Source organism: Brevibacillus sp. GCM10020057 (assembly GCF_042683565.1).
In the GTDB taxonomy this organism is placed as follows: Bacteria; Bacillota; Bacilli; order Brevibacillales; family Brevibacillaceae; genus Brevibacillus.
Map to the genome: position 1 here is coordinate 247,437 of NZ_JBHUJW010000041.1, position 23,535 is coordinate 270,971.

Below are 23,535 nucleotides of genomic sequence, written 5' to 3' on the forward strand. Positions count from 1 at the left end.
AAATGTTGGGGAAGTTAGAAACGGTCTTTTCCTACACGGCCCATTTTATTCTTCAATCATGGCCGGAAAAGCGCCCAGGCATCCTTTTCCTGACAGATTCCGGGGGACGTGTGATCAACTTCATGAAGATGCAAGAAGGCCAATCCTGGAACCCTCAAGGACTTGACCTGTTGCTTCACTCGCCTCTGACTGGGCATGTGTACGAGCTGGCTGAGAGCGCGATCGGGAGCAAGGACATCGTCGTGAAAGAGTGGGAGGAAGATCCTTGCCTGTACGGGGCCATCCCGCTCCGCGAGAACGACGGACGCGTCCGTGCCGTCATCGGGATCGTGACACCCGGGGCGGAGATTACATTTCATCTTCATTCTTACCTGCTCGGGCTGGAACCCATGATCCGGATGGGCTATGATGCGTACATCCAGCATGCGACGAGCCAGATTGTGATGGATCTGAATCTATATGACACCACGAACGAGCTGCTGAACAACTTGATCTGCCGGATCAGCGGGATCATCCAAAAAGGCTATTGTTCAGCAGTGCGGTTGTCGGAGAAAGGGCAGTGCATTCCCCAGGACTGCGTGACTACAGAGCAGGCCGAGGCGGGCGACAGCCAGATCGCCGGGATCGCCGCGCGTCTCGGACAGGACGTCCTGTCGACGATCGTGCTCGAGCAGAACCGGATCGCCATTGTTCCCATCAACTGCAACTCCACCCCTCTCTACGCCCTCGTCCTTCATTTGGCGCCCGACGAGACGGACGTCTACTACGATGAACGGGATATCGTATTTTTGCAGGAGGTCGCAGAAAAGGCGAGCAGTGCACTGTGGCGATCCGTCGTATCCGACAACCTGCGCAGGGAGGCAGGCAAGAAGGACTTGCTATACCAGCTCATGTCCAAGATTCAGGCTTCGATCGATGTCAACGAAGTGCTGCACGAGATCGTGACGAGCATTCCCAGCCTGTATCCGCATCTGGCGGTCGAGCTGTTTCTGACGGTTGAACCGGATGCGACTACGCCGGTCAAGCAGCTCACTTTTCAGGAGGCGGAGCCGTCGACCAGCACGCGGGCGTATTTGGAGGGCCGCCTGATTGTGGACCATGTGGAGGAAGGCGGGCAGACCAAGACGGTGATCGCTGCGCCGCTTCTTGGCAAGCAAGGGATTTATGGCGTGCTGCAAGTCACGGGGGATCAGCGGGTATCCCTCAGCAAGCACGAGACGGACTACATCGGGATTTTGGCGGACACGGCAGGCACGGCTTTTGAAAACGCCCAGCTGTATCAGCAATCCCGCAACCTGATCCGCGAGCTGCGGCTGATCAACGAGATGGCCAAACAGCTGAACCGCAGCCTCGATCTGAAGGAAATTCTCGATTTCGTGACGACGATGATGGGCGCAACCTTCGATGCCGAGTTTTGCGCCATTTTGAGCAAGGTGCCGGGCGAGGACTGCTTCGACGTGTTGTCGTCATCCATTCCGGAGTACAACGGGATGACGGTGCAGACGGACGAAAAGCCGTTTCAGGAGATCCTGCAAAACAGACAGGCGCTGCTGCTCGCCCAGCCAGGGACTGGACCGCTGCCGTTTTCCCTTCGGCCGTGTTGTTCGCTGATGGGTGTGCCGTTGATCGTGGACGGCGAAATCAACGGGGTCCTGCTCGTCTCTGATTCACGCTATCATTTTTTCAGTTTTGACGACTACAAATTACTCGAAATTTTCGGCCAACACGCCAGTCTCGCCATGACGAATGCGGTCCTGCACAACGAGATGGAGCGGATGGTCATCACGGACAACCTGACCGGCCTTTACACACGCAAGCATTTGAACGAAAGAGTGCGGGCCTCGCTGGAAAAGGACTCGTACGGCTCGCTCATTTTGATCGATATCGATTACTTCAAGTCCGTGAACGACACCTTTGGCCATCAGGTTGGAGATGAGGTGCTGATCCAGGTGTCCAACCTGATTCGCCACAGCATCCGCGACAGCGATATCGCCGCGCGCTGGGGCGGCGAAGAACTGGCTGTATATTTGCCTCGCGTGGACAAGGAAACGGCGCACAGCGTCGCGGAGAGAATCAGGCTTTGCGTGGAGAACGAGACTTCCCCAAGGGTGACGATTTCTTGCGGCCTGGCCAAATGGAGCCGGGAATCCGGTGCGAATCTTAGCGTCGAGTCGCTGTTCCATCAAGCAGACGTCGCGTTGTACGAAGCCAAAAATTCAGGGCGTAACCAGGTTGTGTTAGCATAGAGCCAGACGATGGCTCTTTTCTTTTGCGGAAAATTACGGAAACGATAGGAGCCGTTTGCAGGAGGGAATCAAATGACTTCACAGGGGCAGCAAGGAAGAATTGCGCAGGAAATGGCGCCGGATGTGTATCGATTGGAGTTGCCGACACCGTTTAACGTCGGAGCTGTCAACGTGTACCTCGTCAAAGGGGAAAAACTGACGCTCGTAGATGTGGGACCGCTCACCGGGGAAGCCTGGCGGGCACTCACGACCGGCCTGGATGAGATCGGGGTGAGCGTGGAAGAGATCGAGCAGGTTCTTCTGACCCATCACCACGTGGATCATTGCGGTCTATTGGAGCGAGTGCGGAAAATCTCGGGTGCGAAGACGCTGGCGCATCCGCTGGCGGCCCCGTACATCGAACTCGACGAGGAGTTCATGGACTTTCACGACCGCTTTTTCACGGAGCTCTACAGGCAAAGCGGCGTGCCGCAAGAGAAAATGTACATCATCGAACGCTTCCACCAGTTGATCAACACCTTTTCCGAGGCGAGCCGGATCGATGTCCACCTGAAGCACGAGCAGATCGTACCGGGCCTGCCGCAATGGCAAGTGCTGTACACGCCGGGCCACAGTCAAAGCCATCTGTCTTTGTACCGGGCAACTGACCGCCTGATGATCGGGGGAGACCATATCATCAAACATATTTCCTCCAATGCCTTTATCGAACCGCCGCGCGACCGTTCCGGCGTCCGGCCGCTGACGCTGGTCCAGTACCGGACTGCCCTGCAGATGTGCGCGGATATGGACATCGAGCAGGTGCTTTCGGGACACGGGGAGCCGGTGCTCGACCATCGCGAGCTGATCTTCGCCCGGCTGCGCAAAAATTGGGAGCGGACGGACACTCTCCGGCGCATGCTCGGCGGCGGGGAAAAGACGGCGTACGAGTTGACGGCCTTGCTGTTTCCGACCTTGTACGAAAAGGAATTGCCGCTGACGTTGTCGGAAACATTGGGCCATATCGATTTGTTGACGATTTTGCATCAAGTGGACGTGCGGGAGGAAGGCGGCATCCTGTATTACTCGGTCTAGGAAATAGCAGCGAGGTTGTTGGCGGCAGAATAACCTTATTCTTCCCCGGAAACGCTAAGGGAGACGGTCACCCGGGTGTGGCTTCCCAAAGTAGCGTGAGGAGGGGAAAGAATGCGCAAAGGTTGGACGATTTGTCTCGCGGCTCTTTTGTGTACGGCGATGAGCGGCTGTAATCAGATGGGTGTCAAGCAAAACGCGAGTTCTGCATTTGATCAGGTGCGCGATCATTTTTCCGTTCAAGATTCATACGCGTTCTACGGCAACACCAGGCTGCTCACAGAGAACAGCACCAATGCCAACGTCGTCAATTTTTCGGGGCGCAAGGACAAAGACGCCGTGTTTATGAATGTGAAGCTGTCAATGCCGGACGAAAAGCGGGTCGACAATCTCAGCTTGCTGCATCAAGGAAACAAGCTGTACGCAAAGCAGGGCAGCGATCGCGAATGGAAGAGCGTCGCCCACACGCAGTCAGCCTACCGGCAGGAGATGAACAACTGGGACCCTGCGTTTTGCTTCGAGCAGATGGCGGAGATGAAGAAGAATGTCCGGATGCTGCCGGACGATAACCCGAATGACGATATCGAGGCGCTGCGCGTCACCCTCGATCCGGCGAAGCTGAAAAACTGGCTGGTCACCCAGATGCACGAGCAGACGGGAGGGGGAGGGCCGCGTGTCCAGTCCACGGCAGACACCGCGTACAAGCCGCGGCTGAAGCTGGCCATGGCTTTGTCGGACGGCTCCTGGAAGAAGAGCGCGACAGCTCAAAAAGGTCCGCACATCCAATCACAGGCCGCGCCGAACGTCAATGAAATCGTCGACCAGATGGACGTCAATGCGGAGTGCACCGTCTACTACAACCGGACCAGCATGCTCCCGACAAACATCACCATGTCGATCCACTCGGAGTACGATGTCAATGGCCATCGCATACAGGAACATTCGCAGGTGGATACGTACCTGCAAAATTACGGGAAGGTCAAGCCGATCCCGAATCCGCACGAGGGCCAGACAGCCAGATAAGCGTGTAGTCAGAGGCGATCTTCGCAGCCGCATCAGCCGGACGAGATCGCCTTTTTCTGCGGCGGCAGCAGGGCGTTTTTCAGGAAAGCGGCTGGGAACGGCTTCGGTCAACAACGCGGTCATCTCCATGGGGAGAGGGAAAGGCAGCGCGTGCCAGCTTCATCAGCACCGGATAATGATCCGAAGGACCGACGGCAGGAGCCGATGCTTCGAGGCAGGCGAGATCTGGCGTGTGCATGATACGGTCGATCTGTTTTGCCGCTCCTGTCCCCTTCAGTGTGCGCAGGACGATGTTTTCGTCGAACAGGGTGTCCGTGTAGAGGGTGCGCAGGGAAGCGAACAGGGAATCGCCCGGCAGCATATTGAAATCGCCCAGCAAAACGCTGTTATTGTACGACTTTTCTTGCAAATAGGTTTGCAACGATTCGATTTGTTCGCCATGTTCTGACTGTTTGACCCCCAAATGAGTGGCCAGGACGTGCAGCGGAGCACCGTTCCAGTCGACGGTCACATCGAGGAGGCTGCGCGGCTCCCATTCGGCGGGCAGGGGAATGGTCTTCGCGTGCAAGATGGGAAATTTGCTGAGCACGGCATTGCCGTAGCTGCCGATGGCAAAGTCGATCGAAGGGCCGAACGCGTAGTTCATTTTCAGGGCGGAAGCGATGGCGGCGATCTGGTTGACGAACTGCGAACGCGGCAGACGGACGTCGACTTCCTGCAGGGCGATAATATCGGCAGCGAGCGGCCGCAGTGCCGCGACGATCAGCGCCGGGTCAGCACTGCCAGCATCGGTGCGGCATCCGCGCGTATTGTACGTAACGACAGTGAGCGGTTGAGCGTAAAGACTGACAGAAGGCGGCGGCAAGTCTGCGAGATTGCGCACGACCGTCCCGCCTGACGGAAAGAAAAACAGAGTGAAGCACAAGGAGAGCGGAAGCCATTTTTTGCGCATGGAACCTCCTTTGCGAGTCGCGGAAATGGAAGCTTTTTTTATCATAACGTGTCTGCGCACAGGAGGAATACTGGAAAACTTTGTCGAACTAACAAAGCAGACTATCTTTTTGCGTCGAATCCTCTGTACAATAGACAAGATGCCTGACTTGGCCTTGGAATGGAGCCAATACAGGAGGGTATACGGATGGCAATGGATCAGACGAAAATGCGCATTTTGTCTGCAGCGGCAAAGCTGTTTGACATATATGGCTACAAAGGCACTTCGGTTCGCCATATCGCCGAGGAGGCACAAGTAAACTCTGCGCTCATCTCCTATCATTTCCACGGGAAGCAAGGTGTACTGGAAACCTTGATCGCCTCCTATTTCGATACGCTATTCCGCAGAGTCGCGGCACAGGAAGAGCAGGACAAGGACGCTGCGCCCTACGAACGGCTGGAGCGGGTCGTCAGGCTGTACGTGAGCTTTCAGTGCGAGAATGCCCCGATCACGCGGCTGATTCAGCGCGAGCTAAGCGTGGAATCGATGCTGGCCAGAGAAGTCCTGACCTTGTACATCAGCCGCTGGAAGCATGGACTGTCCCGCATCATTGAAGCGGGTATTGCGGAGGGCAAGTTTTTGCCCGTTCCTGCCGATCGCATCGTCCTGGCTGTGATCAGCCAGATGACGTATCCTTTTTTGCAAGCGCAAATGGTTCGCCAGGTTTACGATCTGGAGCCGTACTCCGAGGAGTTCGCCTTATGGCTGCAGGCTTCCATCATGCGTTATTTACAAGCGTGCCTGCTTCCCGCATAAGGCAGTGCCCTCGCCCATGAATCCATACGCTAAGGGGTTGTAAGACAAGTGAAACGATCATTATTCATGCTCTGCCTTGCAGGCATGTTGCTATATGCCAATCCGGCTTTTGCGACGCCGTTTCCCGACAAAACAGACGAAGTGGTCCAGGACGCGGACAACTATTTGAAAAAGGAAGACAAAGCGAAGTTTGCCGAAGAGCTGAAAGACACCCCGGGCAGCTACAAGGTCGTCGTCGTGGAAAGCACGTCGCCGGAAGCGGAGTCTCCCGATGTGTACGCGCAAAAGCTGTTCGACAATTACAACCTGGCTGACGACGCCTTGATGCTCGTTCTGGACGAGGATACGGAGCAGCTGGGCGTATATGCAGGACCTGCTCTGCAGGCGAAAGGCGCCACGCTGGAGATGCTTCACGACAAGATCACTTCCTACTACGAGCCTTTTCGCAACCAGAAGCAATATTTGACCGGAATCCAGACGATGATCGCGGAAGTCAATTCGGAGCTGGACCGCATCCAGACCAAGCAGGCGGCTGTGGGCACCACAGAGGGGGAGCAGGCCGCTGCGCAGCCGAAGGAAAAGGACAGCTCAGGCGCGAGCGGCATTCCGTGGTGGATCTACCTGATCGGACTCGTCTTTGCCGGGCTGTCGGTGGGATTGATCTACGCCATGATTCGCCGCCGCTCCATTTTTGCCCAGGTGGATGATGTGGAAGACTGGAAGGACGAGGTAGTGGAAAAGATCAACATGATCGAGGTCGAGAAGCCGCTGCGGCGCTCCAGCGGCATGACGGAGGTGCACTACCATCACATCGCCGACAAAAAGGAAAACTTGCTGCGCATCCGCATCCCTGACGTGGAAATGATGATTCTCGATGCGGAGGAGGCGTGTGACCGTTTCCGCTTTTCGCTGGCCCTTGGGATGCTCGAGGAAGCGAGAGAGACCATCGCCGAGATCGAGCAGGAGTTGGCAGAGCTGAAGAGCGATACGACACAGGTCGCTGCATCCAGGCAGGAGACCAAGGTCGTCATTCCGGAAATCGGCAAGCAGGTGGAGCAGGTCGAGCGGCGCCTGTCCGATCTTCGTCTGGAGTACGGCCTGTCCTTTCACGAACTGAAAGCGAAGCTGGATGAAGTCGAGACGCTGCGCAGGCAGGTCAAGACTTCCCGTGCGGCAGGCGATGACATCCAGGCGTACGAATCGACGCTCAAAGCACAGCAGCTGCTCGAGCAAGTGAACAAGGCGATGGAGCAAATCCCGGCGATGGTAACGCAGGTCAATAAAGAGATGCCGGAAGAGTTCCGGCAGCTGGAGGACGGCATCGAGCAAGCGATGCGGGACGGCTTCGCGCTGGAGCAGGACGGCCTGGAAAAATCCATGATGCAGGCGAAGCAGCTGCTCACAGCGGCGAAGAGCGCCCTGGAAGAAGGCAGCCTCGAAATGGTTGCGACCCATCAAAAAGCGTTTGAGGTGTTAATGGATGCGACCTATCAGAGCCTGGAGGAAATAGCGGTGGCGCAGAAGGAAGCAGCTGTGGCCGCTCAAGCCAGGCAGGCAGAGCGGGTAACGGCTTCCCGCAGCGAAGAGCGTCCTGCCGATGAGCTTGCAGAAGCGGCCGAGGCAGATCCTCTCGCGCCTGATGACGAATGGATCACTCCTGACCCTGGCCGCTTCACTCCTGTTGCGGGCGAAGCCGCGCCGCATGACGAGGCCGAGCCATTCGCCGTAGAACCGATTGTGGAGCAGGCAGCAGCATTCCCTGCTCATCAGGAGCAGCAGTCTGATCAAGCAAGAGCTGTCATCTACGACTTCGAGGAAGAGGACGGGAAGAAAGACGCGCCGCTCCGCCAGCCGGAAGCAGCCTCTGCTGCAGAGCTGAGCAAGGCAGAGCGGGAAGTTTTGCTGAACGCAAAGACAATTCCGTTCGCTGCCCCTCCCAAGAAAGCGGCGGTTCCGTCAGAAGCCGCAGAGGAGCTGCAGGAAGACGAGTATGAGCTTGTCATTCCCAAGCGTCAGCCGGACCGGGAAGAAGCCAAGCCAGAGCCGGCGCCTGTGCAGCTGTTGATCGAGACCGAGGACGACGCCCTGGACGAGCTGGAACGCATTTCGGGCACTCTCGTCCGGATTCGCCAAAGGATCAAGAGAAGCTATTTGCCGGGGATTCCCGATCAGCTGAAATATATGTTTGAAGAAGTGGTGCAGACGTTGGCGCAGATCACTTCCAGAATGGATCAATATCGCTATGATCTGGAGGAGGTCGCCATGCTTCTACAGGATGCAGGCGAACTGACAGCCGAGACCGAGCGGCTGGCGGAGCGGATCATTTCCACATGCCAGCTGGCGGAGGGGGCTATTCAGTACACCAACCGTTACCGCAGACAAAATCGCAAGGTAAACGAATTGCTGACGAAAGCAGAGCAGTCGTTTAGACAGCTGGCATTCGCGGAAGCCTATCAGTTAGCCGAAGAAGCGCGGCTCGTTGTCGAAGGGGCACCCGAAGAGGCAGAGACGCGCTGGTTGCTGCGTCGGAAGAAAAAGGGGTGAGGCGATGTTGAATCTGGCTCTGTTTTTGCTTCTGGTCGGGGTCATCGTGATGCTGCAGCCGCGCACCAGACGCTGGCAATCCCGGATGGCCGCCCATTTCCACGGGGACGAAAAACGGATCAAGCAGCGGGCGAATACGTTTTTCCTGCTCGGCTTTGCGTTTATCATGGCAGGTCTGGCGTATTTGTATCAGGCGGTAGTCGCGTGACTCAATCAGGGGAAAAAAACACCCATGCCGTGCACATTCATGCCCGAAGTGCAGGTATCGGGTGTTTTTCGCGTGAAAAAAGAAGCGCCTTCGCCTGGCGCTCCATAAAAAGGAAGATGAAAGGGAGTATGGTGTTAGAACCAGCAGCTTGCAACCAGGGGGAGGAGGTTGCTGATCACTCTTTTCCAAAAGAGTACCCATTTATCAGCTTCCCCGTATCAAGCAAGGCTAAACCTGATTTACAGAATAATTTTCCAATGCCAACCGGGCGCTGTGCGTACCGGCAACATGACCGGATGAAAAGGCGATCGTGATGTTGTAGCCGCCTGTATGTGCGTGCACGTCCATGACTTCGCCGGCAAAGAAGAGACCTTCCATGCATCTGGATTGCATCGTGCGCGGATCGATCTCTTTTACGCTCACGCCGCCGCCTGTGATAAAGGCTTCCTGCAGGGAGAGGGTACCGGTGATCGTCAGCGGAAATGCCTTGATCCGTTTCGCCAGTTCTGCCCATACCTGCTTGCGCATATGGCTGAACGTCGTCTCTTCGGGTATCGCGGCGAGAGCGAGCAGCAGCGGAATCAATCGCTCGGGCAAATAACCTTTCAAGACGTTTTTTACGGCCTTTCTCGGCTGCTCCTCCAGGAGGGACCAGCTCTCCGCAGCGATCTGATCCGCCGATTTGGACGGCATCAGGTCGATGGTGAGGGGGAGCGGCACGGGACCGTGTTTGCGCTGTGTAATGGAGACGTAGTGGCCCATCCGCAGGGCAGCGGGACCAGAGATGCCCCGGTGGGTAAAGATCATGTCCCCTTCCTGCGTGCTGATCTTCTTCCCGTTGGGGGCATACAGCGTCAATTCCACGTCGCGCAGCGAGAGACCCTGGAGCGAGTGATCGCGAATAAACGGATCGCTTGCCACCAGCGGCACCTCCGTCGGATACAAATCTGTAATCGTATGGCCTGCCTCCCGCGCCCAGGCGTAGCCGTCGCCCGTGGAGCCGGTCTGCGGCACCGAGCATCCGCCGACAGCAATGATGACGCAGGGAGCAGACAAGGTTTCGCCTGACTGCAGCAAAATCCCGACGGTGCGTCCGCCTTCGTAGAGGACCCTTTGGACAGGGCTGTTCGTCCGGATGGTCACGCCCTGCTGTTTCAGCTTGTCGATCAGGGCCTGGGCGACAGTGACGGCTTTATCGGTCACAGGGAACATGCGCCCGTGGTCTTCTTCCTTCAGCGCGACCCCGAGTTCCTCGAAAAACCGGACAATATCCCGGTTGTTGAACTGGGCGAAGGCGCTGTACATGAACCGGCCGTTTCCAGGCATTTGCCTGATGAGCTCATCTTGCTCCTTGGCGTTCGTCACGTTGCAGCGGCCGCCGCCGGAGATGATCAGCTTGCGGCCCAGCTTGCCGCCTTTTTCCACCAGGCAGACGCGCGCACCCTGGCTGGAAGCGGCGACAGCGGCCATCAACCCGGATGGACCGCCTCCTATCACAATGACATCATAATCGCGTGAAGATGTGTGCATGGCTTGTTCTCGTCCTTTTTCGTATAGGGTAGACCTCACCCATTGTATCACAAGCTGCCGCTCCTTCGCTCCCGTGCCTCGTCAGCTGCGGGCAGAGTCGCCCAGGATCGCGGTCAGCGGCTGTTTGTCAAGAACGTAACGGACGATGTCCTGGTCGCGTACGAGATGCGTCACGGTGTAGCCGCGTTCCAGATACGTCTGGAAAATGTCACGGGTCATCTGCCGCCAGGCGCGCGCAGTGTCCATGTCAGCCTTCTTGACCTCCTGGAAGTGGGCAGGGACCGGGACCAGCAGCACGGGGGACTCGAGGTTCAACTGTGTGGAGAGCGGACGCGGCACGCCTTCGACAAGCTCATAGTGCAGCGCCTCGGGAGCGTGTTCGAGCTGCTTCGGCGATGGAGCAGGCCCTGGGTGGCGGCAATTTACGCGACCGCTCTCCAGAAACCATTCCACGAGGAACCGGTCGGTCGGAAGCCCTTGGTTGAACTCATCATTCAGCTCGCCGTAGCAGTCCGGCAAGTAGGTGCGGACGATTCCCCCCAGCTTCACGATGTTGAGAATGCCGTTGACGGTCTCCAGCGGATCATACGTCCACGTAATTTTTTTATAACCGAGCGTGAGTGCTTCCTCGCGCTGCCGCCACTTCATCTGCATGCCCAGCCCTTGCTTGCGGTAGGCCGGCAAAAATCCGAGCATGTGCGAGCACAGATGGGGTTCTGCATGGGTGTAGCCGGGAAAGCTGTAGAGGAAGCCGATCATTTGGTCTTGATCGAAGGCCCCCAAAAAAAGCCCGCCGAATTTGGCGACAGTAATGGTCATATGATACGGAATGACTTCCTTCGTATTCCAGACGGCACCTTCCAGAGCAGCGAGCATCTGCAGCTCGGCAGGTTCTGTCAGTTTGCGAAACGTGATCGACATCGGGTTCCCTCCTGCGCATTGGTTATTTGTAAGCATTCGGGATTGCCAATGGGCATTCCTGCATTCAGGCGGTTGCATCGCTGCGCCCCCTCGCCGATAATAGAGTACGAATAAAAAATGGCTGTAGATCGAGGAGGCATGAGTGAAATGGCGAGCGAATTTCAGCGCGAGTTGTGGAAGCGCTTGACAGAAGCGCCGGGTGCACCGGGCTTTGAAGGGCCGGTACGCGAAATCATGCGGGAATACATACGCCAGTATACGAGCGAGATCGTCTATGACAATCTCGGGAGCATGTTCGGCATCATGCGCGGCGACGAGAACGGTCCGCACATCATGGTTGCGGGACACATGGATGAAGTAGGATTCATGGTCACACGCATTTCCGATAAAGGCTTTATTTCCTTTCAGACACTTGGCGGATGGTGGGGGCAGGTTCTTTTGGCGCAGCGCGTGCAGATCGTCACCGGACAGGGGATCGTCGAGGGCGTCATCAGCTCCATTCCGCCGCATGTGCTCAGCGACGACCAGCGCAATCGTCCGATGGATGTCCGCAACATGTACGTGGACATCGGCGTAGACACCCGGGAAGAAGCCGAGCGTCTGGGCATCCGGCCGGGGCAGCCGATCCTGCCGATTTGCCCGTTCCAGGTGATGGCCAACCCGCGCCGCATCATGGCAAAGGCATGGGACAACCGGTACGGATGCAGCCTGGCAGTCGAACTGGCCAAAGAGCTGCATGAGAATCCCGAACATCCGAACGTCGTTTACGTGGGAGCGACGGTGCAGGAAGAGCTGACAGGAGCGCGAGGGGCGAAGACGGCAGCCGAGCTGATTAATCCTGATCTGTTTCTGGCACTGGATGCAAGCCCGGCCGGGGACATTCCGGGAGTGCGCGATGAGGGAGGCAGACTTGGCGGCGGGCTGCTGATGCGCATCTACGATCCGATGCAAGTCATGCCGCTTGGACTAAGAGAGCTGTTGATCACAACCTGCGAAGAAGAAAACATTCCGTACCAGATTTATGTAGCCAAAGGATACACGGATGCAGCCGTCGTGCAAAATCACGGCATCGGAGTTCCTTCCGCCGTTATCGGCATCCCGTCCCGGTACATTCACAGCCATGCGTCGATCATTGACACCGCTGACTACGAGGCAGCGAAGCGACTGCTCTTCAGCGTCATCCGCAAGCTGGACCGGAAGACGTGGGAGTCCATCCTGCCGCGATAAGAGGAAGTGGCGCGAATGAATGCAATTACGCTGTATACAAAAAGGATCGGTCAAGCCACATCTTTTGAGTTTAATTTGTTCGACAACCAGTTCGCGACGGAAAATTTGGCCGTGCGCAAGGTCTTCATGGCGATGCTGGAATCGGTCCGGCAATGCCTGAGTGATGTAGAGATCGAGTACAACGACAGCATGATGGCGGATAAAATAGGGGTGCGCCGGGCAGGCGAGCTGCTCCGCTTTTTGGGGGCGACCAGGGAGAACACGCGGGACAACGTCAGCAACGGCGCGGTGTTCAGCCGCACCTTCCGCGCATCGCTGACAAAGGAGCGCTACGACTATTTTTACAACCTCAAGGATATTGCGACACTGGCCCATTACCGTTTGCAGGAAGGGGAAGCGGACCGCATCGTCTTTTACTTCACCCGCTACCTGCAGCTGATCGCCCCGGACAGTTCTGCAAGCGACAAGTTCCTGGAGAGGCTCGAATCGTTTTCCCTGCCATACCGGCTCGTCCCGATTATGTAGATCATGCCAAAAAGCAAAGCCATGCAACTCCCGATTCTCCGGGGGCGCATGGCTTTTTTATACGGCATTTTTCCCGCACTGCTAGGCAGGATACGTGTGCTTTTCTCCAGCGAGCGGATTGAGGAGCTCGTTTTCCCACGAGATTTGGTGGGCCTGGTGGAATGTCTCTTCCGTTACGCTTTGGAAGAAGGCTTCCACGACTTTGGGGCAAAACTGGGTACCGGCATTGCGGCGGATTTCGTCACAGGCCTTGGAAAAGGAGAGCCCTTTCCGGTATGCCCGGGAGGAGGTCATGGCATCAAATGCGTCAGCCACAGCCGACACACGGGCAATGAGCGGGATGTCTTCCTGCTGCAGCTGATCAGGATAGCCTTTGCCATCGTAGCGCTCGTGATGATGGCGGGTGATGGTGAGGATCGACTGGATACTGTAGGCATCCCGCTTGTCTACCTGGGCGTACAGCTTTCGCAGGAGAGCCTCTCCGCGGACAGGATGCGATTGGATGATCTGGAATTCCTCATCCGTCAGCTTGCCAGGCTTCAGCAGGATGCTGTCTTCAATGCCGATTTTGCCGATGTCGTGGAGCAACCCGCCCGTGTACATCAGGTCGAGCGTCTGTTCATCCAGTCCCAACTGCTTTCCGATGACGCACATGTAGTAGGCGACCCGCTGCGAGTGTCCGGATGTGTACGCATCGCGCTCCTCGAGAGCGACGGCAAGCGATTTCAGGATGCTTTTGTTGACTTGAGCCAGCTGTTCTCCGCGCAGAGTGGAGGAGAGCAGTGCCCTTTCTTTTCGATAGGTGAGAATGAACAAGATTACCGCAATGAGGTAGCTCGCGGCAGTGATAATTGCCAGAAAGAATTTAACCTCGCTGAATTGCCCATAAAAGTCATCTTCCGTCGATACAAGGCACAAGTACCAGTCCCATTGCGGGAAATAGCGGATCACAGCAATCTTTTCGACACCGGGAGAGCTGTCGGTCGGCGTCCAGCGGTACGTCGTCACCGTTTTGCCCTCGTCCAGGATTTGTTTGACCAGAAAACGGTCGCCCGGATTCGGGAGGTTATACATATTCTGCCCTTCGAGGGTGCTGTGCACAATGAGAGTGCCCTCGGAGTTGAAAGCGAACAGCTCGTCCCCATTGGCGAGAGTCAGTTTTGCCTGCGAGCGGTCGCGAGTCTGGTTGGCAAGCCTGGGACCTACCATCATGTCTCGGATTTGATTTTCGGCTTCCGTATAGCTTAAAATGCCATCCTTCACCTGGCTGTTGAACAGGGAGAGGATTTGCGTTACGGTGTTCAACTGCCGGTCCATCGCGCGTACTCCGGATTCGTAGTAGATCAGCTTTGCCTGCGAATACCCGATGACCACGACCACGGTGAAGAGTACGGGAAGGAGAACGAGGAACAACGGATACAGATGGGATTTGGTCGTCGATTGGATTGGCAAGGCTCTACGTCCTTTCCGAGAATTGGGTTTCTGTCCTTTCATAATAGGCGATCTCCACATAACCTTCAAGAAAAATTACGAATATTGTCGAAGTTTCAACCGCTGTCGGGTTAACGAAAATAGGGAGCATTCACGATGGTGAATCCTCCCGAAAAACGTTCAGGTAGAGGGGCGGTTGGGACCTTCCAGCTTCTTGTCGCCGTAACCGGGCGCGTTGTTTTTGACGTCATCTTGCTGGCGATGCCGCTGTTTGTGCTGGGCGGATGAAGTATCGTTCGTGTTTTGCTTGCTCATGTCGCTCCTCCTTTCGTTACCGCCAAGTATTCTGCGGGGATTTTACAGACCGCAGGGATCGCCGCGTACAAGCGAGATCCTCGAGTTGAATCAGCAGCGACGACAGCGGCATTTTTCGGGACAGAACAGTCCGGTCCGCATTTTCCTGCAGTTCCCCCCCAAGCTGCGCGTTCATGTAGCTCCCTCCTTCTTCCTGGTTCTGGCTGCGGTATTGCGGCTGTCTGGCTGTTTGTAGCGGGCGCTGGCATAGATGGCGAACAAGCCGAGCACAGAGGCGACAAACAGCGTAATGACCCCGTAGGCGATCCACGGAGAGGGACTGCCTACGCCCCCGAGCTTTTCCACCATGACTCCGCCGAGACTCGTTCCGACCGCCGTGCCAATTCCCGATACGAAATTGGAAAAGCCGTAATAGGCACCGAGCCATTCGTCCCTGGCAAAATGGCTGACGAGGCTGTCCTGAACCGGCATGAACAACATTTCTCCCAAAATGAACAGGAGAGCTGCTCCGCTCAAGGAGACAAACTGCTCCGCCCAGCCCATAGCGGTCAGACCGGTCCCCAAAAGCGCAGTGCCGACCGTCAGAGAGACATACGGGTTGACGCGCTGCAGGACGAAGCGGGCGATCAAGCCTTGCAGCAGCACAACACTGGTGGAGTTGATCGTCCAGACCAGCCCGATCATCGTGGCAGAGTGCAGGACATGCTCTCCCCGCAACGGGAGAATCAGCGCGAATTGTGCGTACAGCGCCCAGATCACCAGGGTAATCAAGGAAAAGAGCAGGAAGCTGCGGTGAGTCAGCAGTTGCCGGTACTCCGACAGCGGCGTGCGCTGACAGTCAGGGCCGATGCAGCGATCGTCCGGGAGGCTGAACCGGGTGAGGGCAGCCAGTGCGAAAAAGACGAGCGACGCCAGCAAAAAGGGGCGGTGGTGCAGCGCAGTCATCCAGGCGATGATCACGCCAGCCACAATAATGCCAAAATGAGCGAGTATGCCGCGCCACGAGAAGGCGGACGTCCGTTGCCGCTCGTCGACTTCATCGGCGATCATCGCTTTGATCGTAGGAGCCAGCAGCCCGAGTCCCATGCCATTTACGGAAGATAGGGCAAGGAACAGCCAGTACGGGACGGCGTAGTGATAGCCGGCCATGGCAGCACCTTGCAGGAGCGCCCCCGCCATGAGGATGCTGCGTCTGCCAAAGCGGTCGGACAACGGCCCGCCGAGCAGGCTGCCGAGCTGGTACATGATATTCCCTGCCCCGAGCACCAGCCCTACCTGACTGAGCGAGAGTGCGCGAGCCTTTTCCAGAAAGACAGGGAAGACAGGGATGACCAGATAAGAGGCCAGGTGCATAAAAAACACAATAGATAGCAGCAGCAAATAAGGTTTGTTGCGCCACAGTGTACTTGCCGAGGTTTGCATGATCGTCTCCTCTCCGTCCATCTCCCGATTAGTATGAGTGCAACAGGAGCCTCTCTATGCACCTGACTGGGTGTGCGCGGAAAATGAAAGAGATGGCGGGCAAGTGTCCAATCCAGCGACAATTCTGCGACATATACCTATAAGGAAGAGCACCGTGGGCAAGGAGTGTGAGCGCATGAAGGGGGGACGGAAATGAAAGGTTTTTTGGGGCAAGAAGGCTTTGAAGTGGTGATTTGGATCGTAATCATCATCTTTCTCCTCTCCATATTCTTTGACGAAGGGATAGATTGAAATGTGCGCGTACCGGCCGATTCGACGATTAAACCAATACTACAAGTCCAATGAGGGCTTCAAGGCGTGGATCAAGGCGAACGAGCAGTGGTTCAAGGAAAACCCGAACGTCTTCAAACAGCTGCTGCGCAACCCGAACATGGTCAATCTGTTCATGGATCTGATGGTCATGAATGCGCCCCGGATCGAAAAGAGGCTGCACAGGCACGCGCGAAACAAAAAATGAGAGAGAAAGCGGCATGCCCCATCCAGCATGCCGTTGTCTGTTTCAGCGGACGTGCTGGGGGCAGCATGACTCGTTCATAATTGCCAGACAAGCCGCGTAGGGATAAGCATAAGCTCTCGCAGTCTGGAGGATGGAGGATGGCGCAGGTCATATTGACGTTTTTTGTGGCGTTCGGGATCGTGGTAGGCGGTTCGCTCTCGGGAGGATTGGGCGCTTTTCTGACGGACAAACCCCCGCTCCTGTCTGTGGCCCAGCTTGCGGACCAGCTGAAAATCTGGGGACTTGTCGGAGCGCTCGGCGGCACTTTTGATTCCTTTTTGCAAATCGAGAAAATTTTAATGGGCAACTTCTCTCCCGTCTTCAAGCAGCTCGTGATGATCGTCGTCGCCTTTTTGGGTGCGCATATCGGGACGATCTGTGTGCAGTGGCTGGTGCAGGTGCGCTCATGAGCAGGAAGCACTGGAAACGGTATATTGCGATCTGGGTACTCGGCCTGCTTTTGGGCGGGACGGTCGTGCTGTTTTTGTACGGGAAGGAAATGGAAGAGATGATGCTCGTAAAGAAAAGTCTGGAGTTCCAGAACAAGAAGCTGTACGAGGAAAACCTCGAGCTGAAAAAAAGCCAGAACGTCGCGCGCAGAAAGCAGACAGTCGGCATCGAGGATGTCCGGGTAACGGTCCTGGACCCCAAGCCGCACCCGACGATCGAGGTGCAGGTGGTCGAGTGGATGGAAAAAGACCTTGCTTCCTTGAAAGGAAAAAAAGTCGAACAGGTCGCCGAAGTGCATCAGGTGCTGCATGAAATGCTGCGGCGCCGCGAATACGTCCTGCCAGACCGCACGATGGTGGAGGTTCGGGTCAAGACAGTCGTCATCGGGCGGACGCTGCACCTGTTCGTCACGGCAGAAGTCAAAAAAGACGACGTGCTCAAGCGGGTCGCCCGAAACTTTCTTTTTCTCGGTTCGTATACCTCTACATAAGCACCTGATGAGCAGACAGGCGCTTTTTACAGGGTGAACGAAAAGGAGAGAGCAGGACATGTCGATGTTCAAAAAATTGTTGGCCAGCGTAGGGATTGGCTCTGCGCAAGTGGATACGCGTCTGGAGCAGGACTCTCTGGCGCCTGGGGAGGTATTGTCGGGCGAGGTCCATTTGACCGGAGGAGACGTGGCCCAGGAGATCGACGAGATTTACATGTACGTCATCACCCATTACGAACGGGAGACGAATAACAATAAAGTAAAGGAAGAGTGCGTGCTGCTCAAGCATCGCCTGACGGAGCGGATTGTCCTGTCCCCCAGGGAACACCGCGTGCTGCCTTTTGCGTTCCGTCTCCCGTACGAGACGCCGCTGACGATGGGACGGCAGCCGGTGTATTTGCGGACCGGGCTGGATATCAAGAACGCCATCGACCCGGGCGACTCGGATTACATCGAGGTCCGTCCGCATCCGTTGATGACGAAGGTGCTGGATGCGGTTCAGCAGCTCGGCTTTCAGCTGTTCAAGGTCGATTGCGAATACAATCGCCATTTGGGCAAAACGTATCCGTTCGTGCAGGAATTTGAGTTCCGTCCGACAGGCTCGTACCGCAGCCGTCTGGAAGAGCTGGAGATCGTCTTTTTCCTGCGGGAAGACAGCCTCGAAGTATTCATGGAGCTGGACAAACGGGCGCGCGGCTTTTTTGGGGCGCTTGAAGAAGCCTTCAGCCTGGACGAACGTTTCGTGCGTTTCCGCCTGCACCAGGAAGATTTGCATCGCACCGCCAGCGAGATTGCCGGGGCGATCGAACAGATGATTCGCAAACAACTCCGCTGATCGGGCGAAAACAAAAAAATGCTGCCTGACTTGTTCGCACAGGCAGCATTTTTTGGGGGATCACTCATCGCCGACGCCGACAATAGCCAACAGAATGAACAGGACGAGAATAAGCGCGATACCATTTCCGCCATTAAATAACCCCATCGTTTCCCCTCCTACTGACACTTGATCTGCTTTTCCCTATAGGGTATTAGCAGATAGACACATCGGTGTCCAGGCGTCAACCCATCTTCCGAGCTCTATCAGCTCTCCGGCTTTTCCCTGTCCGTGCGGCGTCTTTCCAATTTTTTGATTTGCATGTATAGCCTTGGATTTTTCTGACAATACTGTGACCATGAAGAATCCAAGGAGGAAATGATTCATGAATTTGTTGGAAAAAACAAGAAAAATTAATGTGATGTTACAAAAAACAATGGGCGGCAGCGGCGTAGGCTATCAAGACCTCGCGCGACTCTTGTCGGAGGTCATTGCAGCAAATGTGTACATCATTACGGCGGACGGGACGATCCTGGGCAGCGGGGTGAATCAGGAAATCTCGTTGAACGAGGAAGGACGATCCGCGAGCTATATGCAGGAAGACATGCATCAAAGGCTGCTGGAAGTGAACCAGACGCTGGCGAACGAGCCGATCAACAGCCCGTACAGCATGGTGCCGGCGGAAATGAGCTCGCTGTTCCCGCAGATGATGACCACAATCGTACCGATTCACGCAGGAGGCAGCCGTCTTGGCACATTGGTTCTGCAGCGCGCCTACGGTCACTTTGAAACCGAGGATCTCATTTTGGGCGAGATCGGCGCGACTGTCATCGGCATGAAAATCGTCCGTCAGCGCACGGAGCAGATCGAAAACGAAGTGCGTGACAAAACTTTTGCGAAGATTGCCTTGTCGTCCCTCTCCTACAGCGAACAGATCGCCATCGAAAAAATTATGGAGCAACTCGATGCCAAGGAAGGGCTGCTGGTCGCCAGCCAGTTGGCCGATCAGGCAGGTCTCACCCGCTCAGTCATCGTCAACGCGCTGCGCAAACTGGCGAGCGCCGGCGTGCTGGAGTCCCGCTCACTGGGGATGAAAGGCACCTATATCAAGGTGCTGAACGACAAATTCCCGGCCGAACTGGCGAAGTGGAAAACGTCCTGAGCTGACCATGGAAAAGAGTCACTCCTTTTCTGAATCGGAAGAGGGGTGTTTTTTTGCGCCGATAGACGGTCGACACAGGTTTACTGGCTACAACTGCGTTGAATATTCGGAAAAATAGCACTATACTTCAGGTAGAGACAAAACTGGAAAATATACATAAGAAACGAAATGAGAGAATCCGCAAATATTTTCCCAAACTGACGAATCAGCAGAGGCTGGCGGCAAAGTCTAATTTGACTGAGCCCAGGCAGGTCGCCAGTCGGCAAAGATCCCCGTTTGTCTGCGAGAAAGGGTGAAAGCATGAAAATCGAACGGATTGAAGTGCAGCATTTGCAAATGCCGCTGCGCTTTCGCTTTGAGACCAGCTTCGGCACTACAACTGTAAAAGACTTCCTGCTCATTTCCGTATACGGCGAGGGGGCTGTCGGATACGGCGAGAGCGTGGCCATGCCCGATCCTTTTTACAATGAGGAGACGACCGAGACTGTCTGGTATATGCTTGAGAAGTTTCTCATTCCGCGCCTGTTTGCCCAGCCGATTGAGACTCCGGAAGATGTCGAGAAGCTCTTCGCACCAATCCGGCGTAACAACATGGCGAAGTCAGCCCTGGAAGGCGCGATCTGGGACCTTTCCAGCAAGCAGAAAGGCATCTCGCTGGCGAAAGCGCTGGGCGGGACAAGGTCGCTGATCGATGTGGGCATCAGCATCGGAATCGAGCCGACCGCCGATGACGTGCTGCAGCGAGTGGAGCGGGCGCTCGCGGACGGCTACAAAAAAATCAAGGTCAAGATCAAGCCGGGCTTCGACGTACAGGTCGTCGAAGGAATCCGCAAACGCTTTGGCGATGACGTCCCGCTGATGGCAGACGCCAACTCGGCGTATACGCTGGAGCATCTGGCGATCATGAAGGAGCTGGACCAGTACGGGCTAATCATGATCGAGCAGCCGCTCGCGCACGACGACATCATCGACCACGCCAAGCTGCAGGCGCAGCTGAAAACGCCGATCTGCCTCGATGAGAGCATCCACAGCGCCGAAGATGCGAGAAAAGCGATCGAACTGGGCAGCTGCGGCATCATCAACATCAAGATCGGCCGCGTCGGCGGACTGACGGAGTCCAAACGCATCCACGATCTTTGCCAATCGCATGGCATTCCGGTATGGTGCGGAGGCATGGTCGAGTCCGGCGTTGGCCGCGCCCACAACGTCGCCATCACCTCGCTGCCGAACTTCACCATCCCGGGCGATACAGCCGCTTCGAGCCGCTACTGGGAGCAGGATATTATCGAGCCTGGCGTCGAACTGGTCGCTCCTGGGCAGCTCGCCGTACCGGATCAGCCCGGCATCGGCTACGCCGTCAACCCGCAGGCGGTGGGGAAATACGTCATCCGTTCTGCCAGCTATCGTCCGTCCAAATAACCAAAAGGAAGGCAAAAAGCGCACACTCGTCGTCAGCGGGTACGGGGCAGAGCACGTGGGGAGTGCCGTTGTCTCCGGCTGGCTGGCCGCCTTTGGGCTGGCGGCAGGGCTGCTCTGGCTATGGAGCGGACATCGGATGGAACGACAGAGAGCAAATTACTAACCACAAACAAATACGAGGAAACAGGATATCCCTTTGCCGCCGAAACAGCGGTCAGAGGGATTTTTGTTTGTGCCGTTTTGGCCTGGGCCACAGGACAGTTCTAGCCACAAGCGCAGACACATGCCTGATTACTAAATATAACTGTTGAAAAAGTATGACAACATACTATACAATGAATTAAAATGGAAAGAGCAGGAAGATGCGGATGAGAGAACTGTGGGGACAACGCGCCTTTCGCTGGTACTGGCTGGGGATGTTTTTGTCCAGTCTGGGCGATCAGTTTGGCTGGATGGGGCTGACGTGGTTTGTCATGAAAAAGACTGGGTCCTCAGCTGCGATGGGCGGGGTGATTCTCGCGTACATGCTGCCAGCTGTCTTCTCGGGACTGGTTGCGGGTGTGCTGCTGGATCGGTACGACCGGAGAAAACTGATCATGTTCGACAATGCCGCCCGGGGGACGATCTTCGTCAGCCTCGTCGTTTTGCTGCAGATCGAGCAGATGCGGCTTGAGGCGATCTACCTGCTGATCGTCATCGCAGGAATATTGTCCCCGCTTAGTGCAGCCGGGGCGCAGACGCTGCTGCCGCGGCTGGTGCCCGACCCACGCCATTTGGTCAAGGCAAACGGGGTCATGGAAAGCCAGTGGCAGATCGTGTATATGTTTGGGCCTGCTCTGGCTGGCGTTTTGATCGGCTGGATCGGGGAAGCGTACGTGCTGCTGATCGATGCGGTGAGCTTTTTCGTCTGTGCGCTCTGCTTTTCGCGCCTGCCGAAGTCATTGACCACGCCCGCAGTTGCCGAGGGGGGTGTGCAGGAAAAAGCCGGCTCGTACGTCCGCTCCCTGGTACGTGACATGCGGACCGGATACCGTTACCTGTTTGGACGCAGGCCGATGCTGCTGCTCGTGATCTTCACCTTTTTGTTCAATATGGCTTACGGACCTGTGGAGGTCGCCTTGCCGCTTTACGCGGGCCAAGATTTGGACGGCGGGTCAGTGGCTCTGGGGATGCTCTGGTCTTCTCTGGCGATGGGGGCTTTGCTGGGCTCCCTGTTATTCTCGACCATGACGTGGAAGTATCCGCTGGGAGCGACACTGGCGGGGATTATCGCTGCGTGGGGGATCACGATGCTTCCGCTCGCTCTGTTTTCACGGCTGGATATCGCCTTGCTGGCTATGGCGCTGGCAGGCTTCAGCTTCGCGCCGTACAACATTTTGTACCGAAGCTTTTTGCAAAAGCATGTCCCCGATTCGCTGCTGGGACGGGTGATGACCAGCATCCGAACGATTACGGGTACAGGCATGCCGATTGGAGCCGCGGTCTCCGGCTTGTTGATCCCGCTTTTAGGCGTGCAAGGCTTGTTTGGTGCGGGAGCGGTCGCCTGCCTGATTTGCGGGGGAGCCGCGTTTGTGCTGCTGCGGCGGCTCGAAGACGAATCACTTGCGGTTGAGGAGGGGAGCGAGGAGCCGCTTCACGCGATTCGGCAGGAGGGCGTAGAGTAAAGACAGGGAATGGAGCCGCAAAGGCATCGCCACTTCCGGTTTGCGCCGGTCTACTGCACGAACGATTCCCCTGGCGGTTTCCTCGGGAGTGAGCAGGTAGCGGCTTACTTTGCTCCTATATGTGCCTGTCCGGTCCGCCCGGACGAGAAAAGGCGTATCGATTGGTCCTGGCATGGCGCAGGTGACGTGAATGCCGTGCCCGGACAGCTCGTGCCGCAAGCCTTCGCTGAAGCGGATGACGGCTGCCTTGCTGGCCGCGTAGACAGCCGCCTTCGAGGTAGCGACATGTCCTGCCAGCGAGGCGATGTTGACGATGTGCCCGCTGCGCTGCTGCATCATCGCAGGCAAGAAGGCGCGGGTCGTGTACATGACGCCGTCGATGTTGGTCGCCAGCATCTCCTCCAGCTCTGCAAGCCGCATTTCGGACAAAGGCGCAAAGACAGCAATGCCTGCATTGTTGTATAAAAGGTCGCAGCGTCCGAAGCGGACCTGCACCCATGCAGCCAGCTGCCGGGCAGCATCATTGTCCGTGACATCCAGCAGGCGGGTGTGCAGCCGTTCGTTTTGCCGATGCTCCAGATCCAGGGCTTGCAAGCTTTCCGCCCGCCGCCCGGTGGCGATGACCACGTCGCCTTTTTCCAGATGCAGGCGGGTCAGCGCTCGGCCGAGTCCGCTCGCCGCCCCGGTAATGACAACAATTCTCGATCCGATCATGGTCATGAGAGGGTCCTTTCTTACGTATTTTAGCCAATCGCTTTTTTCTGCGCGGAATG

At 56.5% G+C, this 23,535-nt stretch carries 24 protein-coding genes; 15 read left to right on the forward strand and 9 right to left on the reverse strand.

What is annotated here, in order from left to right; all coding sequences use genetic code 11:
- The first annotated feature begins 2 nt into the window (after positions 1–2).
- From ACFSO0_RS13145 to ACFSO0_RS13155, 3 genes are all read left to right on the forward strand, one after another.
- Positions 3–2,246, forward strand: a complete 2,244-nt coding sequence (locus ACFSO0_RS13145) for a sensor domain-containing diguanylate cyclase (RefSeq protein WP_376881079.1) — start codon at positions 3–5, stop codon at positions 2,244–2,246.
- Positions 2,247–2,318: 72 nt separating this feature from the next.
- Positions 2,319–3,317, forward strand: a complete 999-nt coding sequence (locus tag ACFSO0_RS13150; protein ID WP_376880978.1) for an MBL fold metallo-hydrolase — start codon at positions 2,319–2,321, stop codon at positions 3,315–3,317.
- 111 nt (positions 3,318–3,428) lie between these two features.
- Positions 3,429–4,337, forward strand: a complete 909-nt coding sequence (locus ACFSO0_RS13155) for a hypothetical protein (RefSeq protein WP_376880981.1) — start codon at positions 3,429–3,431, stop codon at positions 4,335–4,337.
- A gap of 79 nt (positions 4,338–4,416) precedes the next feature.
- On the opposite strand, the gene ACFSO0_RS13160 is transcribed toward ACFSO0_RS13155, so the two are convergent.
- On the reverse strand, positions 4,417–5,289 hold the full coding sequence (locus tag ACFSO0_RS13160) for an endonuclease/exonuclease/phosphatase family protein (RefSeq protein WP_376880984.1): 873 nt from the start codon (positions 5,287–5,289) through the stop codon (positions 4,417–4,419).
- Positions 5,290–5,481: 192 nt separating this feature from the next.
- On the opposite strand from ACFSO0_RS13160, the gene refZ reads away from it, so the two are divergent.
- The 3 genes from refZ to ACFSO0_RS13175 are packed head-to-tail and all read left to right on the forward strand — an operon-like array spanning position 5,482 to position 8,836.
- A complete protein-coding gene (gene refZ, locus ACFSO0_RS13165; protein ID WP_376881081.1) occupies positions 5,482–6,084 on the forward strand; it encodes a forespore capture DNA-binding protein RefZ in 603 nt (200 codons plus the stop codon).
- Positions 6,085–6,132: 48 nt separating this feature from the next.
- On the forward strand, positions 6,133–8,628 hold the full coding sequence (locus ACFSO0_RS13170) for a septation ring formation regulator EzrA (RefSeq protein ID WP_376880987.1): 2,496 nt from the start codon (positions 6,133–6,135) through the stop codon (positions 8,626–8,628).
- A 4-nt stretch (positions 8,629–8,632) separates the two neighbouring features.
- A complete protein-coding gene (locus ACFSO0_RS13175; protein ID WP_376880990.1) occupies positions 8,633–8,836 on the forward strand; it encodes a hypothetical protein in 204 nt (67 codons plus the stop codon).
- Between the two features lie 228 nt (positions 8,837–9,064).
- On the opposite strand, the gene ACFSO0_RS13180 is transcribed toward ACFSO0_RS13175, so the two are convergent.
- The gene (locus tag ACFSO0_RS13180; RefSeq protein WP_376880992.1) at positions 9,065–10,366 is read right to left on the reverse strand and encodes a BaiN/RdsA family NAD(P)/FAD-dependent oxidoreductase; all 1,302 of its coding nucleotides are present in this window, start codon (positions 10,364–10,366) and stop codon (positions 9,065–9,067) included.
- A gap of 81 nt (positions 10,367–10,447) precedes the next feature.
- The gene (locus tag ACFSO0_RS13185; RefSeq protein ID WP_376880995.1) at positions 10,448–11,287 is read right to left on the reverse strand and encodes a GNAT family N-acetyltransferase; all 840 of its coding nucleotides are present in this window, start codon (positions 11,285–11,287) and stop codon (positions 10,448–10,450) included.
- Between the two features lie 147 nt (positions 11,288–11,434).
- Between ACFSO0_RS13185 and ACFSO0_RS13190 the strand changes: the two genes are divergently transcribed.
- Both ACFSO0_RS13190 and ACFSO0_RS13195 read left to right on the forward strand, forming a co-directional pair.
- Positions 11,435–12,514: a M42 family metallopeptidase gene (locus tag ACFSO0_RS13190; RefSeq protein ID WP_376880997.1), complete on the forward strand. Its 1,080-nt coding sequence runs from the start codon at positions 11,435–11,437 to the stop codon at positions 12,512–12,514.
- Between the two features lie 15 nt (positions 12,515–12,529).
- Positions 12,530–13,039, forward strand: a complete 510-nt coding sequence (locus tag ACFSO0_RS13195; RefSeq protein WP_376880999.1) for a hypothetical protein — start codon at positions 12,530–12,532, stop codon at positions 13,037–13,039.
- An 81-nt stretch (positions 13,040–13,120) separates the two neighbouring features.
- On the opposite strand, the gene ACFSO0_RS13200 is transcribed toward ACFSO0_RS13195, so the two are convergent.
- From ACFSO0_RS13200 to ACFSO0_RS13215, 4 genes are all read right to left on the reverse strand, one after another.
- On the reverse strand, positions 13,121–14,491 hold the full coding sequence (locus tag ACFSO0_RS13200) for an HD domain-containing phosphohydrolase (RefSeq protein ID WP_376881002.1): 1,371 nt from the start codon (positions 14,489–14,491) through the stop codon (positions 13,121–13,123).
- A gap of 159 nt (positions 14,492–14,650) precedes the next feature.
- Positions 14,651–14,785: a hypothetical protein gene (locus ACFSO0_RS13205; RefSeq protein ID WP_376881004.1), complete on the reverse strand. Its 135-nt coding sequence runs from the start codon at positions 14,783–14,785 to the stop codon at positions 14,651–14,653.
- A gap of 16 nt (positions 14,786–14,801) precedes the next feature.
- Entirely contained in the window at positions 14,802–14,960 is a 159-nt protein-coding gene (locus ACFSO0_RS13210; protein WP_376881006.1) for a hypothetical protein, read from the reverse strand.
- Entirely contained in the window at positions 14,957–16,207 is a 1,251-nt protein-coding gene (locus ACFSO0_RS13215) for an MFS transporter (protein WP_376881009.1), read from the reverse strand. The genes ACFSO0_RS13210 and ACFSO0_RS13215 overlap by 4 nt, the downstream gene beginning before the upstream one ends.
- A 292-nt stretch (positions 16,208–16,499) precedes the next feature.
- Between ACFSO0_RS13215 and ACFSO0_RS13220 the strand changes: the two genes are divergently transcribed.
- The 4 genes from ACFSO0_RS13220 (at position 16,500) to ACFSO0_RS13235 (ending at position 18,538) form a co-directional block, all read left to right on the forward strand.
- The gene (locus tag ACFSO0_RS13220; RefSeq protein ID WP_376881012.1) at positions 16,500–16,724 is read left to right on the forward strand and encodes a hypothetical protein; all 225 of its coding nucleotides are present in this window, start codon (positions 16,500–16,502) and stop codon (positions 16,722–16,724) included.
- A 137-nt stretch (positions 16,725–16,861) separates the two neighbouring features.
- The gene (locus ACFSO0_RS13225) at positions 16,862–17,173 is read left to right on the forward strand and encodes a YtrH family sporulation protein (RefSeq protein WP_376881014.1); all 312 of its coding nucleotides are present in this window, start codon (positions 16,862–16,864) and stop codon (positions 17,171–17,173) included.
- A complete protein-coding gene (locus ACFSO0_RS13230; RefSeq protein WP_376881016.1) occupies positions 17,170–17,703 on the forward strand; it encodes a sporulation membrane protein YtrI in 534 nt (177 codons plus the stop codon). Before ACFSO0_RS13225 ends, ACFSO0_RS13230 begins: the two co-directional genes overlap by 4 nt.
- A gap of 58 nt (positions 17,704–17,761) precedes the next feature.
- Positions 17,762–18,538, forward strand: coding sequence for a sporulation protein (locus tag ACFSO0_RS13235; RefSeq protein ID WP_376881019.1), 777 nt, complete (start codon positions 17,762–17,764; stop codon positions 18,536–18,538).
- Positions 18,539–18,598: 60 nt separating this feature from the next.
- On the opposite strand, the gene ACFSO0_RS13240 is transcribed toward ACFSO0_RS13235, so the two are convergent.
- Complete coding sequence (locus tag ACFSO0_RS13240) at positions 18,599–18,685, reverse strand: YjcZ family sporulation protein (RefSeq protein ID WP_376881084.1); 87 nt, start codon at positions 18,683–18,685, stop codon at positions 18,599–18,601.
- Between the two features lie 217 nt (positions 18,686–18,902).
- Between ACFSO0_RS13240 and codY the strand changes: the two genes are divergently transcribed.
- From codY to ACFSO0_RS13255, 3 genes are all read left to right on the forward strand, one after another.
- A complete protein-coding gene (gene codY / locus ACFSO0_RS13245) occupies positions 18,903–19,679 on the forward strand; it encodes a GTP-sensing pleiotropic transcriptional regulator CodY (protein ID WP_376881021.1) in 777 nt (258 codons plus the stop codon).
- Between the two features lie 300 nt (positions 19,680–19,979).
- A complete protein-coding gene (menC, locus tag ACFSO0_RS13250; protein ID WP_376881024.1) occupies positions 19,980–21,098 on the forward strand; it encodes an o-succinylbenzoate synthase in 1,119 nt (372 codons plus the stop codon).
- A 368-nt stretch (positions 21,099–21,466) separates the two neighbouring features.
- Complete coding sequence (locus ACFSO0_RS13255) at positions 21,467–22,762, forward strand: MFS transporter (RefSeq protein ID WP_376881026.1); 1,296 nt, start codon at positions 21,467–21,469, stop codon at positions 22,760–22,762.
- Here the strand turns inward: ACFSO0_RS13255 and ACFSO0_RS13260 are convergent.
- Positions 22,697–23,482, reverse strand: a complete 786-nt coding sequence (locus tag ACFSO0_RS13260) for an SDR family NAD(P)-dependent oxidoreductase (protein ID WP_376881029.1) — start codon at positions 23,480–23,482, stop codon at positions 22,697–22,699. The genes ACFSO0_RS13255 and ACFSO0_RS13260 overlap by 66 nt on opposite strands.
- Positions 23,483–23,535: the final 53 nt, after the last annotated feature.